Genomic DNA, 12,233 nt, shown 5'->3' on the forward strand with positions numbered 1-12,233 from the left:
ATCTTCGTCGTGGTTGATTTTAATGAACGGGCGGGAATGCCCGTTTTTTTATTAGTTAATAGTGTACAAAAAATCTGTTATCAGTAATAGATAGAATCTATTACCAACAACAGATATTGTAGAGCCCGTATTTACAGGGAGAACGGTATGAATTCATCAACATGTTCGTCAATCTCTTGTAATAGGTAGTTACATTTTGTATACTAAAATCAATAATCAGTATAAAATATACTAAATGGGGAGTTAAAATGAGAACAAAAGTTAGTTATTTCGATCTTCATTATCATCTCCAAGAAGTTACGATTGAAAATGTTAAGAACGTGAAATACGGTAAAATCAATTTTATGAACAAAGACCAGCCACTTAATACGGTGGGGATATACGGGGCTAATGGTTCGGGTAAAACGACCTTTGTTGATGCAATGACGTTAGTAAAAACGATTATTGAAGCGTCAGTAGTTCCGAAATCTGAAGACTTATACCATAGTTTGGTAGACCTGGTTCCGCTTGGAGAAGGGAATACACCGACTATTTCTGTTGCAATTGCTGGTGAAGAAGCGGACGTGACGTATCAGGTGACTTTTAGCACAAAACAATCAAGGTTATGGATTGACGAAGAACGGATTTACTATAAGCGCAATGTTCCCCGGGCTAAAACACGACTTCTGTTTCACTACAAACAGGGTGCTAAATTAAGCTCTGCTATTGATTTGCCATTACTCGATCTGACTAAGAGTGTGGAAAGCACAGTTGCTAAGCCAAAGAATCAAATCAAGCTTGGAATTGTTAGTGGAATAGCCCAACCCAAGGGTAGTTCACTATTTTTCAATGATCAGATGGTCACGATTGTTCAGGATGAAAAGATATTTGGCCCTGAATTACACTATGTACAGGAAATCTTCAATACATTTGCTTTGAATCTATCCATTTATTCAAGTAAAATTTCCGGCCAAATCTATTCAGATATCAGTCTGCCCCTTAGCTTCTCTGTTGAAGGCGGGTTTGGTATGACAGAAATTCCAATGGACGGTAAGCACGAAATTGAACCGAGTACCTATAAATTCAGTCAAAAAATCTTTGAACAAATTAATCAAATGTTACCAATATTGATTCCGCAGCTTACCATTTCACTTGTAAAAAAAGACACGGTTATCACCAAAGATCAGCAGGAATTGAATGTGGTGGAGTTAATGGCCGAACGTGATGGAAAAGAATATCCATTGCGCTATGAGTCAGATGGCATCAAAAAAATCATATCTATATTAAGTACACTGATCAATGTTTATAATACACCGCGGGCAATTGCCATCATCGATGAACTAGATGCCGGTATTTTCGAATATTTACTAGGTGAAATCGTAGATGTTATTGCTGAAAATGCAAAGGGGTTGCTGATCTTTACTTCTCATAATCTGCGCCCGCTGGAAGTGTTAGATTATAAGAAAATCGTCTTCACATCGACTAATCCTGCAAATCGGTATATCACGATCAAAAACATTAAGCCAACGAACAATCTTCGTGACACATACATTCGTGCCATTCAATTAGGCGGTATGGATGAACCCGTTTTTGAAAAAGTTAATCCAACCAAGATCAAGCGTGCATTTCGCAGTGCTAGAAAAGTAGAAGAGGAATCACACGATGGCGAGTAATCTTACAGCTAAAGTTGTCATTTTAATGGTCGAAGGCGAAAATGATGAAATTTTACTAGAGCAATACGTTGATGAGGTCCTGCAAAATAAACAAACTGATTATCACTTTGAGGTCACTGTTGGTGATGTTTTAGGAAACAATCAGCACCACGCTAATGCTGAAAATATTGTCCTAGCAAAGATTAAAGAAGTGATGAGTACTCAGAAATATAAGAAATCTGATATTGCTGCTGTATTTCACGTAGTAGATGTTGATGGCAGTTTTATTAAACATGGACACTTCTTAGTGAATGAAGAGTTAAAGAAGCTTGATAGAAGTCATGAGTATGCAGTTGATGAAGAGTTGGTATACTCCGAAAGTACTGATATGAAGGAAAACAACCGTCAATCTTGGCAACTTAAACATGGGCGTTTAAGGACGTTGTCAACTCGAACGGAAATCTGGTCTATTCCTTATAGCCTAATCTTTTTCTCTATTACTTCAGAGCATGTTTTAAGTGGAGAAATCAAATACGATCAAGAAGCAAAGCTCGATGTCATTGATGCGTTCTTAAATCAGCATCCAACGGTGACAGACTTCTTAGGCTTTCTTGAAGATCAAAAACTGATCACAAAAGCAAATCCGTGGTCGGTTCTTGAGAAATCAACTGGGTTTAAGCGTCTTACCAATATAAATTGTGTGATTGATTCTCTTAAAGTGTTGGAATGATAAATGAGACCTCCAAATTGCAACTGGGGGTGTTATTTATATTGGATGAAGTTGTTATGTTATAAAGCAGAAAATGATTCCACAAAAAAAGCCAACCAAGTCTGCTCCGATTCCTCGAAGCCTGATTAGCAGCTAATGATTGTAGTTTAACATGGCCGACTCAGTGGGTCAAATCTGATACAAATTTAAAGCTCAAAAAGTTCCCGTAGCGTTTCCTGTACCACTGGATCACCGAATACCTCCGCTGCTGATGCATCAATAATTTGTTTTTGCTCTTTTGCTGAAGGGCTGAAAGATGGATGAGCTGGATATTTAAATCTGCATGCTCAATACTGAATGTTACGTTTGTATTCTCCACAGTAATTACCTCGATTGAGTTGGTTTCATTTAATCCGGCTGAAACAGTTACACAGGGTTGATTCGACAATTGTTAAGAGTATATTCTATAATTTGTCCTCGGTAAATTCGAACCACATCCCTTTGCAATTTCATCAGCATATAATATGATGAAACACAGAAAGGGGCGACCGCTTATGGCAATGATTACTGTTCGTGTCAGCGATTCCGAAAAGAAATGGCTGCAGTGCATGGCAGATTTCTACGGCATTACGCTGTCTGATTTGATTAAGAAATTCTCAATGGAACAACTTGAAGATAAATACGATAAACAAGTTGCTCAGGTCGCCTTTAAGCGGTATCAAGAAAGTGGTAAGGAAACCCATTCAATGGAAGAAGTTTTCCGTCAATTTGGCGGGACAGATGAGGACCTATAAGGTAGCAATCTTGTTAGACACTGGGGAGAAGTGTATCGCCTTTAATGTTAAAATGTTAGTAGAATAAAGATTGAGCCAATCACTAAATCTCTGAAAGCTGATGTCTATTAATGAAAACTGCAAAAGTATGGGTTGCACCATACGACAAGTGGAACAGAATCAATGATAGATTTAATTCTGTTGCGTTTATTTCAATGATGATCACCATCTTTTTCCATCCGTTTTGGCTGTCGCTGATAACGGGTCTTGCTTGGGCCATCAGCAGTGGGGCGTTCTTTATTTTTCTTTGGCTGAATGAGCGCAAGAAACATCAGCTTGCTAAAGCTGCTATGAGGGAAAAGCAACATATTAAAGCATAATCATGATAATGAAGTCTTCTGACCAGTAGTTGGAAGACTTTTTGTTTACAACGAAAAAGGCCAGCCAATGTATAAATACATTGACCAGCCTCCTTAATAACTAACGTTCAGCAGTACCTTCATTAGCAAACAGTCGAACCATCTTTTGTTTGGCTAATACGTTAAGTAAAACTTCGATGACATACATTGAATGGATAACTTTGCGTTTGCGAAGATATAAAGCTTAATAGTTGAGTCGATCAGCAATAACCTTGGCAGCCACCGTACTGATAACGCTTAATGATGCCGATCCAATCTTAGAAATTATGGTCTGCTTAGTTTGTTTCCAAACCGATTCATCACGGATGTTATCTAAGAATTTATGTCCCTCAAAAGTAATTTTCACAAATCCATACGTAACCGGCATTTGACCGGTAGGGGTGCCGTCTATGTATCCGGCGTCAACTAATTCAACAAATGTGTAACGAATTGTGTCAACAGAATACCGATCAGTGAAATTAACAGACTTAATGATGGAGTCCAAGTCAAAGATACCACCGTCGTCAAATGGTACTTTTTCAAGAAGCAGAAGCAAATCTCTAACACAATCGTGGTTAAGCTCCATAAGTGTTACTTCCTTTCAAGGCAAGCCAAATTCAGTGCGTGATCAATGTTTAATCAGCTCATTCACATTTCGTAATGACTGCCGAATGTTTTTAAAATCAAGGTTTTGTCTATAGGGCGTCCTTGTAATGTTTGATTCCAAGGGGATCCTGGTTGATGAGTAATGTTTCTTAATTCAACCGCAGTTTTATCGCCGTATTCATCTTCGATTTCAGTTAATAGTCTGGAAACTTCAGAATCAGTTTCAATTAAATCATGATCATGATATGCGTCGTCATCAAGTTTCTGACCTTTTTCTCCTATAATTCCTCTATTGCCTGAAAACTTTTGGTGTACTTCTTCAACAACAGGACCATGTTGCATAGCGATAATAGGCGAGGTGAACAATTCCTTACCTGTCTGTGAAGCATATCGTCCAAATGCAAAATAGAGTAGTTTAACAACTTTCATCTGGGTCAATTCTTCAACATTTTCATCATTTAAACTATCATGAAAGTTTTTTATACGAAACCAGTTAGCTAACTGAAGGGCACTGTATTTTGAAAATCCAGCAATAAAGTGAGTGAATGTTCTCTTTGAATCTGATTTTGTTTTAAGTGCTTCTTCTACTTTATTTTGAATATCAGCTGGTATTTGATGCTGGTCAACAGTGATATAGTCCTTCAGATTTCGATCATCATACATAAGTGACTTTAATAGGCGATTATGTGCCGTAGTTGGAAAGGCACCAGCTTCATAGAGTGCAATTGTATTGGGGCTAACGCCGATTAGCTTAGCGAAATCTCTTTGGCTTAATGTTAGTCGATTCCTAAAGCTTTTAATTTCTTTGGGGGAGAGGAGGTCGAATTCTTCTCTATACATTTCATTAGCTTTCTCAGCAGCTTGATCATCTAGTTCAAAATCGTCAACTAATTCATTAGTTTTAGAATCAAAGCGAGCAGGCGCAGTGACAGTATAGGAATGTCCCTTGATTACGAAGGTATTCGTATAGCTTTTTATATAGGTGTTATCCATTTTTTTCATTACGCTTTCCTCCTTTAGTGGTACTTGCTTGGATGAAATGAGATGAATTTGACATGTTTATTATGATCTGTGAATTTAAATTTGATGTAGTATATCTCTTCAAAATCAGTTTCGAATATCCAAACGAATTCACCTGCGTACTTGGTGCTTCGGTCTGCATCATAGCGGACAAAATCGTCAGCGCTTAACTGGTTAATGATTACTTTTGCCAAAGCATTGGTTACTGGGTACGCGGCTAGTTGACGTCGCTTAGTAAGAGTGAAATGGTTGATACTAACTAAGTATTTAACTAACGTAAGTGCTTCAATTTCGTTCATGAATTCACCATGTGTCCATCAATGTATTTTAAGTATAACTGAAATATTCTGTTCTTGCTACTAAATAGTATCATTACAAAAAAGTCAGCAAATCGCAGTGAAGTATTATTATGGAAAAGGCAGTTGGTTAGCTTACTAGTGGCTGTACAAGAAATAGCAACAACCAGGGAGTATCCATCAAGGGTACTCCCAAGTTCTACCACTTAAATTCACTCCCCCGAGGCTTACCCCAATCAACTTCACTATCCCGAACACCATCATCTACTCAGCCATCAAATAATTCGTGAATATTGGTAGGCTTCTTTTTCAAAGGGGTAAGCACAATCGAACCATTTTCAATGGTCACTGAAAGTTTATCGTCATTCTTAAGGTCAAGTTGCTTAATCACGCTGCTAGGAATACGGACAGCTTTTGAGTGTCCCCACTGTGAAAGCTTGGTTTGTTCCGTTGTCTGGTTCATGGCAAACCATCCTTCCATATGTATCTCTAGTAATGAAGCTGGAGTCGAAATGGGACTAATCTTTGATACCTACGCAAAATGGCCATCCAAGCATTCTTTACTCGAATGTAGCAAGTTCAAACTCTCGCCATCCCAACCCCCAATAGGTAAAATGATAGCAAACACTACAAGGGAGGCAACGTCATGTCACATATCGCAAAGAGCAAAGTTATTACCACCCGTGTCACTCAAGACGTCCATGATCGTGCTAAAACAAACTTAGCCAAAATGGGTTTAACTATATCTGAGTATGCCCGAATGTCTCTAATTAAAGCAGCCAATAATGAAGTAAAATCAATCAGTTTCCTAGATACCCCAGAAGCGCAGCACGCAAAGTACGAAGATCAACACCATATGGCAGAAACGATTGGTGATACGGATGACTTTGAAAAGTGGGCGAGAACGCTAGATGAAGATTAAAGGATTGCCCACTTTCAATCGATAATCGACAAATCATTGATTCGAACCATAGCTGAAATCAGGTTTTGTCTCATCATCAGATAAGCAAAGCCGGTTAATATCCTCAAGTTATCGCCATTCATATTAGTAGACGGGGTTGTGATCTCATCAGAGGTACCAATTCGCTTGATCCGATATTGGTCTCGGAGCCACTGGGTATAATCGTCAAGTAGATTATCAGTATCCAGGGAGTTCACCTCCAGTCTTGCAATCAAATTCACTTCACTCATTCAAGTATTATTCTAGCACATATGTTCCCCTTGAATGTCCCAATTCCCGAATTGGGATAAAGACAGTTAATTGTTTAATCTGTGCATAATCATAAATATGTGTGAATTGACCGGTGTTTGACTGCAAGGTGAGTGGGGGTATGATGGGTTCTGTTTCGCTGAAATTTATGCCTATGAATCCCAAATCAAGCACACCCAAAACGACCTGATTCCGATCAAAGGAGTCAGGTCGTTTTTGATTGTTATAGGGTTGCTTTGTATCTTGAGTAAGTTTATTCTTTTGAATGATTCTCCACCCTCAAATATAAAAAGCAACAGTATATTCTTTATAAGCGTTGATATATAGCAGTTTTTAATCAAGGTGCATTTTGCGGGTGGCACTTTTGGTGCTTTTTGTAATATTGGGAACAGCTGCTTTCCTTGGTTAGCTGATTCCAATATTACAAATGGATTTTAAGAGCATCCAATTGATGCTAATGTAAGAAGTCATTCAGAGACTATCAGAATGTAATTTTTGTGTATAGTTCTTTACAAATAGATTGTTTATTTTGAAATATCATAGTGTAGCCTGTACAATACAAAGTGAGTAAAAGCTTGCGAGCTTTTGCTGATGTTTTTGGTCGATATGGTAGTGGGTAGCCATATTGCCTGAGTAGAGGCTTTGTATCTGCTCACCAGTCGCAGTTAGGGACGCTTCCTAACTCATACCCTTTAATGAATCTATGAAAGCCGTCAGTTTTTACTCCAACTGACGGTATTTTTTTGAAATGAAACGGGTGTGAATTCTTTACCCAATGATCCTAATTTGAAGATAATTTTTGACATTTTTAATCGGCTGCTTAGTGGATAGATAACAAAGTACGCCCCCATTAATTTGAGGGCGTTTTTTTAACGACTTCAAGCAGAATTATATGGACACCTAGACGACGATGGTATAATATAAACAGAGATGTTAACCGAAAAGGTAATCTTTTTAGAGGAGCTGTCTAGTTGGAAATACAAACTGAAACCAAGAAGTTGCAAAAACAACTAGAAAACGACAGCAAGTTAGTTAAAGCTTTTGGCAGTCAAGTTGCGAAGAAAATAATGCAACGTATTACTGAGCTTCGGGCTGCGGAAAACTTATCAGCCGTTTCACATTTACCGCCTCCTCGATTACACCAATTAACGGGTGATTATAAAGATTATTTTGCGGTTGATGTATCGAGTAATATGCGGATGGTTTTTCGTGGGTTAGACGCCAGTGGAGAATTTTGTGTTGATAAAGACGCAATAATGAGCATTAGAATTAAGGAGGTTACAGATTATCATGGCAAGTAAAGTGAATATCCTAACTCCTAACTATGTTACTAAACCTGGTGATACGTTGAAGGAAACCATTGAAAGCCTTAGTATGACTCAATCGGATGTGGCACAACGTATGGAAGTGAGCCCAAAACATATTTCCGAAATCATTAATGGCAAGGCTAGCATTAGTCCGGAACTAGCTAGTAAGTTAGAAATGGTTTTGGGAGTGCCAGCTTCTTTTTGGAATAAATTAGAAGCAAACTATCAACAATTTATAGAACGAAAAAAGCAGGAGGAACTTTTTCAACAACAGTCCAACTTTTCTGACCACTTTAATTACAATGATATGGTAAAAAAAGGATTTGTTGAAAAAACCAAAGATAAAGGGGAACGTACAAGAAATTTATTGAAATTTTTCCGCTTCCCGAACTTTGATGCAATGCAAAACTATTTTGCCAGTAATGATGAATTGGAAGGTGCATACCGAATAGCCTTACCAGATGTAGTTGATGAATACGCGCTTAAAGCATGGATTCAAAAGGGCAAGTTAGAGGCTGATGCTATTGATACTGAGCTATTTGATAAAAATAAGCTAAAACAGCTGATACCAGATCTTAGAGCATTAACGCTTATTGACGAGCCTCAGAATTTCATTCCTAAATTACAACGACTTATGGCAACTGTGGGTGTAGCGGTTGTTTTTGTACCGGAATTGAAGGGGTGCCATATTAGTGGATTTACTAAATGGCTATCCCCTTTTCCCAAAGTGATTGTGCAGTTGAGTGTTCGCTATAAGACCAATGATTCACTGTGGTTTACTTTTTTCCATGAAATAGCACATCTCATTTTGCATAATAAAAAAAGTTTCATAACTTTCCCTAGTAAGAACTACGATACTGGCTTAGAGGAAAAACAAGCTAACGACTGGGCTAGCAATACACTTATTGCGAAAGATGAATGGGATTCATTTATAAAAGAAAGCAATTTTACAGAGCAAGGCATTGAAGAATTCGCCAAGTCAGTTGGTATTCATGCTGGCATTGTTGTAGGTAGGTTGCAGAAACTGGGGTTAGTATTGTACAACTCTCGACTTAATCATCTAAAAGTCAGGTATACATGGAACGTATAGCCTAGCGCACTCGATAATTCGGGGCATTAATACAATCGAGTAAAACGTTGATATCTCTAATATATCAGCGTTTTATTTTTTTGCTTCAAACTGATCAAAAACGATTAGAAAGTGGTTTTGCTACAAGGCTCTGGTAAAAGCTTCGTCTTTGACACCTGGTAGAACCGCGATTGAACGATTTAGCTTGGTTGGGGGCAGTGACACAGCTTTATAACAGGAACAACCAAATCCTTTAAATTCAGCATGTAGAGTTGACAGTCCGTTCCCCCGTGGGTGGGGTTATCCTAGCGTTTGCCGCATGGGGTCGAATCCATGATTGCGCTCTTTTTTTTTGAAATGAAACGGGTGTGAATCTTTTGTTCAACGGTTTTGAGCTGAAGCTAAGTTTTGACAGCTTTAGGATAGATAATAAAAAGCAACCTGGTTAGATTGCTTTTTTTGCGGAACAGGATGCATGACTGTAATCAGTCTAAAAATATTGACCCATAATACGTGATTAAGACAAAATCCCAGACTGGTAAAGCTGTAATCCCCCAAATATCAACAAGACAATAAACACAAAACTGACAAACCGCCATTCTCGATAAGTGATGATGGTCATGGCCTCCAAACCATCACGCTTCCGTCTTGAATAGGCAAGTCGATCACAGATGAAAGTAATGACCGCAAGCAAGACTGGCTGTAAAAATAAACCGGCTCGATTGCCCCAGTTATCAGCCATACCAGTATCGTTGAAGTGCATCACAACGTGGTGGGGCGCCAAGAAAAACAGTATCAGCGTAAAGCCCAAAGAAATCAGTACCATTCCCCAAACTAAGAACCGAAAACGTTTCATTGTCATTGCCTTCTTTCATCGTTCACCTTACATATTTGCTAGTCAAAACGTAGCTGGCAGCGTCCTTCAATTATTTCAAATATATTTTGCCACTAAGTGATTGCGATTACCATATAATATTTTTCAGATTCATCAAAAGTGGTCCCATATCCACCCAGAAACTGACCGACACAAATCCGCACTTAGCACACCAAAAAATAAAAAAATTTCCCCTCCCAACTCCCCGAAAATCTCACCCTTCATTCTTCAAGATTCAACTAAATGAACGATGTCATCCAGCTTGCATATAATCACGGTAAGTAATGGCCCAGACCATTCCCCAACCAATCCACACCACCCAAGCTATAAACCACCGCCCAATCTCCCATACCCGCCACCTAATCGATCAGCACCCGACCAGCCCAATCCGCCAGCCACCGCCGATTCGTTTCACTTCCAATTTTGGTCTATTCCAGTTATGATGCTTCCGAAACAAAAATAATTCCCCATAAGGAGAACAACTACGTGACCTATTACATCGATCTGGAACCAACCTGTCGTCAGCGAGTCGAAAGGCAAGGGTATCTGGTACCCGACGAACTGCAACTTGAAGAGGTGATTCCCGCCAGTGAGGACGCCAAGTTCCTGCCAAGGTGGGACCACGTGCTCGCCTTAATCAATCGCGCCGACACCCAAAGCCACTATAATACCATCATCTTGTATGATGACCAGCGGCTGATCAAAGTTCGGCCCACGACGAATAAATTGGTGAAAAAGCTCAGGCAGCACTTTGCGCTGGATTATCACAACGACATTTGCAAGACGATTGCCAAAGCACTTAACATCAAAAAGAACGTGCCGTATATCTGCCGGGACTTTTGGCTCATGCAAGTCGGGCCAGTTGTCGCGCATAACCGCACTTGGTTTCGCTGGCAGTATCAAAGCGACATGTGGGACTACGTGGATAATTACACCCGGGTGATCGTTAGACACCGGATGGTCTTGCAGTGGGCCATCTCCAGAAAAGTAATGGAAAAGCGCCAGCACCGTTGCAAACAGATCGCCAGTTACCTCAAGCAGCAAACGGCGTTAGTCTGTCCCACGTTTAAATTGGCGGATCTGGGCCATACCCATTCACTGGAAGTCCTGGACAAACTCATGGTCAAGATTGAGAAATACAAGCGCGCACTGATTCTAGGGAAGGTCGGCTTCCTAGAGTTCACCGATGAAGTCGATGACGACCTGAATCATAATCGTTACTGGCAGCTACCCGATACGGAGTTCTGATTGACCCTAAATCTTTATCCAAATTAGCTGCAAAAATGGGTATTCAGCGATTTGACTGAAAGCCAGTAAAATCGGGTACAAGCCCGAAAAATCAAGGAATCACCAATTTTTTTAAAATTTCGCAAAAAAATGGTAAGCCTTTTCATAATGAATATTTATGTAAAACCTCTTGGGCGAAGAGCATGAGCATAATTTTTTAGGGTACACCCATAAACATACAAAAAAACTTCTTTGCAAATCGTTCAGTAAACTAGCAGTTTCCCTTCCAATTCCTTCCTCCTCCAAGATAGAATTTCTAGTCAGCTAAACTCATAACGAAATATATCACCGGATAAGCCAAAGTACAACAGCGTTAGGTAGAACTAATTTACATATCATAAATAATTATTAATCATCCTGAATAAATTCAAATAAATTATGCTGCCATAAATAATACAAAATTAACAATGCAAACGATATTTATAATTTTCCTAACTTTCATTATTTTGAAAGCTCATTTTTGATCCGCCGAATCAGTGTCATACTTCTACCGGTAAGCTGTACAATTTGCCTTATTGGGATGCCAGCTTTCAATAACCGTTTGATTTCAAAGTACTGTTTCCTCCTATCTAAGTTGGCGACATCTGGGCCATAGAGAATAGGGCGTCCTTGATAGACACCTCGTTGCTTAGCTAGTGCGATACCTTGACGCTGGCGTTCGAGGATCTTTTTGCGTTCCTCAGCTGCCAGGTATTTTTGCAGCTCGATGGTAATTGAACTCAGTAAGTTGCGGGTGTTTTCATCTTGAACTTCTTTGTACGAAGGCATGTCTAGAAAGTCAATGTTGGCACCTTTATCCCTCACATTAATGATGATATTAGTCACGTCCTTTGCATTTCGACCCAGCCGATCCAGGCTAATAACTTTGATCACGTCTTCTGGTTTCAGAATAGCTAAGAGCTGCTTTAAAACTGGCCGGGATAAATTCGCACCTGAAGCCTTTTCTTTGAATATCCGGTCAACACCTAGATCAGATAATGTTTGAATTTGGCGGGCCAGATTCTGATCTTTACTGCTGACACGTGCATAACCATAAATCATGAAAATCCTCCT

Annotated in this window: 15 protein-coding genes; 8 read left to right on the plus strand and 7 right to left on the minus strand. The window is 39.3% G+C overall.

Going from position 1 to position 12,233, the window contains the following annotated elements:
* Positions 1-248 precede the first annotated feature (248 nt).
* The 4 genes from IWT5_RS10175 to IWT5_RS10190 all read left to right on the plus strand — a co-directional run bounded on the left by IWT5_RS10175 (position 249) and on the right by IWT5_RS10190 (position 3,493).
* Positions 249-1,652: an AAA family ATPase gene (locus IWT5_RS10175; RefSeq protein WP_089109849.1), complete on the plus strand. Its 1,404-nt coding sequence runs from the start codon at positions 249-251 to the stop codon at positions 1,650-1,652.
* The gene (locus IWT5_RS10180; protein WP_089109850.1) at positions 1,642-2,361 is read left to right on the plus strand and encodes a hypothetical protein; all 720 of its coding nucleotides are present in this window, start codon (positions 1,642-1,644) and stop codon (positions 2,359-2,361) included. The genes IWT5_RS10175 and IWT5_RS10180 overlap by 11 nt, the downstream gene beginning before the upstream one ends.
* A gap of 533 nt (positions 2,362-2,894) precedes the next feature.
* Entirely contained in the window at positions 2,895-3,134 is a 240-nt protein-coding gene (gene relB / locus IWT5_RS10185; RefSeq protein WP_089109851.1) for a type II toxin-antitoxin system RelB family antitoxin, read from the plus strand.
* 110 nt (positions 3,135-3,244) lie between these two features.
* The gene (locus tag IWT5_RS10190) at positions 3,245-3,493 is read left to right on the plus strand and encodes a hypothetical protein (RefSeq protein ID WP_089109852.1); all 249 of its coding nucleotides are present in this window, start codon (positions 3,245-3,247) and stop codon (positions 3,491-3,493) included.
* A gap of 223 nt (positions 3,494-3,716) precedes the next feature.
* Here IWT5_RS10190 and IWT5_RS10195 read toward each other — a convergent pair whose 3' ends face one another.
* The 4 genes from IWT5_RS10195 to IWT5_RS10210 form a co-directional block, all read right to left on the minus strand.
* The gene (locus tag IWT5_RS10195; RefSeq protein ID WP_089109853.1) at positions 3,717-4,097 is read right to left on the minus strand and encodes a DUF2513 domain-containing protein; all 381 of its coding nucleotides are present in this window, start codon (positions 4,095-4,097) and stop codon (positions 3,717-3,719) included.
* A gap of 62 nt (positions 4,098-4,159) precedes the next feature.
* Entirely contained in the window at positions 4,160-5,119 is a 960-nt protein-coding gene (locus IWT5_RS10200) for a type II toxin-antitoxin system antitoxin SocA domain-containing protein (protein ID WP_225360274.1), read from the minus strand.
* A gap of 14 nt (positions 5,120-5,133) precedes the next feature.
* On the minus strand, positions 5,134-5,436 hold the full coding sequence (locus tag IWT5_RS10205) for a type II toxin-antitoxin system MqsR family toxin (RefSeq protein WP_089109854.1): 303 nt from the start codon (positions 5,434-5,436) through the stop codon (positions 5,134-5,136).
* 265 nt (positions 5,437-5,701) lie between these two features.
* A complete protein-coding gene (locus IWT5_RS10210; protein ID WP_225360275.1) occupies positions 5,702-5,896 on the minus strand; it encodes an AbrB/MazE/SpoVT family DNA-binding domain-containing protein in 195 nt (64 codons plus the stop codon).
* A 183-nt stretch (positions 5,897-6,079) separates the two neighbouring features.
* Between IWT5_RS10210 and IWT5_RS10215 the strand changes: the two genes are divergently transcribed.
* Positions 6,080-6,355, plus strand: a complete 276-nt coding sequence (locus IWT5_RS10215; RefSeq protein WP_089109855.1) for a type II toxin-antitoxin system RelB/DinJ family antitoxin — start codon at positions 6,080-6,082, stop codon at positions 6,353-6,355.
* Between the two features lie 14 nt (positions 6,356-6,369).
* Here IWT5_RS10215 and IWT5_RS10220 read toward each other — a convergent pair whose 3' ends face one another.
* Positions 6,370-6,624 (minus strand): hypothetical protein, encoded by a 255-nt coding sequence (locus IWT5_RS10220; protein WP_089109856.1) that lies wholly within the window; start codon positions 6,622-6,624, stop codon positions 6,370-6,372.
* Positions 6,625-7,614: 990 nt separating this feature from the next.
* Here IWT5_RS10220 and IWT5_RS10225 point away from each other — a divergent pair.
* Both IWT5_RS10225 and IWT5_RS10230 read left to right on the plus strand, forming a co-directional pair.
* The gene (locus IWT5_RS10225; protein ID WP_089109857.1) at positions 7,615-7,944 is read left to right on the plus strand and encodes a type II toxin-antitoxin system RelE/ParE family toxin; all 330 of its coding nucleotides are present in this window, start codon (positions 7,615-7,617) and stop codon (positions 7,942-7,944) included.
* Positions 7,934-9,040 carry a HigA family addiction module antitoxin gene (locus IWT5_RS10230; protein WP_089109858.1) on the plus strand — a complete coding sequence of 369 codons (1,107 nt, stop codon included), beginning with the start codon at positions 7,934-7,936 and terminating at the stop codon, positions 9,038-9,040. The genes IWT5_RS10225 and IWT5_RS10230 overlap by 11 nt, the downstream gene beginning before the upstream one ends.
* A gap of 496 nt (positions 9,041-9,536) precedes the next feature.
* Here IWT5_RS10230 and IWT5_RS10235 read toward each other — a convergent pair whose 3' ends face one another.
* On the minus strand, positions 9,537-9,881 hold the full coding sequence (locus tag IWT5_RS10235; protein WP_089109859.1) for a DUF1648 domain-containing protein: 345 nt from the start codon (positions 9,879-9,881) through the stop codon (positions 9,537-9,539).
* A gap of 636 nt (positions 9,882-10,517) precedes the next feature.
* Here IWT5_RS10235 and IWT5_RS10240 point away from each other — a divergent pair.
* Positions 10,518-11,141, plus strand: coding sequence for a competence protein ComK (locus IWT5_RS10240; protein WP_159459321.1), 624 nt, complete (start codon positions 10,518-10,520; stop codon positions 11,139-11,141).
* Between the two features lie 480 nt (positions 11,142-11,621).
* Here the strand turns inward: IWT5_RS10240 and IWT5_RS10245 are convergent, their stop codons facing one another.
* Positions 11,622-12,221 carry a recombinase family protein gene (locus tag IWT5_RS10245; protein ID WP_089109861.1) on the minus strand — a complete coding sequence of 200 codons (600 nt, stop codon included), beginning with the start codon at positions 12,219-12,221 and terminating at the stop codon, positions 11,622-11,624.
* Positions 12,222-12,233 lie beyond the last annotated feature (12 nt).

Source organism: Secundilactobacillus mixtipabuli (assembly GCF_002217925.1).
In the GTDB taxonomy this organism is placed as follows: Bacteria; Bacillota; Bacilli; order Lactobacillales; family Lactobacillaceae; genus Secundilactobacillus; species Secundilactobacillus mixtipabuli.

Bases quoted from the DNA above. Each gene is read 5' to 3' on its own strand.
- IWT5_RS10175 (WP_089109849.1), top strand. From the start codon at position 249: ATGAGAACAAAAGTTAGTTATTTCGATCTTCATTATCATCTCCAAGAA.
- IWT5_RS10180 (WP_089109850.1), top strand. From the start codon at position 1,642: ATGGCGAGTAATCTTACAGCTAAAGTTGTCATTTTAATGGTCGAAGGC.
- relB (WP_089109851.1), top strand. From the start codon at position 2,895: ATGGCAATGATTACTGTTCGTGTCAGCGATTCCGAAAAGAAATGGCTG.
- IWT5_RS10190 (WP_089109852.1), top strand. From the start codon at position 3,245: ATGAAAACTGCAAAAGTATGGGTTGCACCATACGACAAGTGGAACAGA.
- IWT5_RS10195 (WP_089109853.1), bottom strand. From the start codon at position 4,097: ATGGAGCTTAACCACGATTGTGTTAGAGATTTGCTTCTGCTTCTTGAA.
- IWT5_RS10200 (WP_225360274.1), bottom strand. From the start codon at position 5,119: ATGAAAAAAATGGATAACACCTATATAAAAAGCTATACGAATACCTTC.
- IWT5_RS10205 (WP_089109854.1), bottom strand. From the start codon at position 5,436: ATGAACGAAATTGAAGCACTTACGTTAGTTAAATACTTAGTTAGTATC.
- IWT5_RS10210 (WP_225360275.1), bottom strand. From the start codon at position 5,896: ATGAACCAGACAACGGAACAAACCAAGCTTTCACAGTGGGGACACTCA.
- IWT5_RS10215 (WP_089109855.1), top strand. From the start codon at position 6,080: ATGTCACATATCGCAAAGAGCAAAGTTATTACCACCCGTGTCACTCAA.
- IWT5_RS10220 (WP_089109856.1), bottom strand. From the start codon at position 6,624: ATGAGTGAAGTGAATTTGATTGCAAGACTGGAGGTGAACTCCCTGGAT.
- IWT5_RS10230 (WP_089109858.1), top strand. From the start codon at position 7,934: ATGGCAAGTAAAGTGAATATCCTAACTCCTAACTATGTTACTAAACCT.
- IWT5_RS10235 (WP_089109859.1), bottom strand. From the start codon at position 9,881: ATGACAATGAAACGTTTTCGGTTCTTAGTTTGGGGAATGGTACTGATT.
- IWT5_RS10245 (WP_089109861.1), bottom strand. From the start codon at position 12,221: ATGATTTATGGTTATGCACGTGTCAGCAGTAAAGATCAGAATCTGGCC.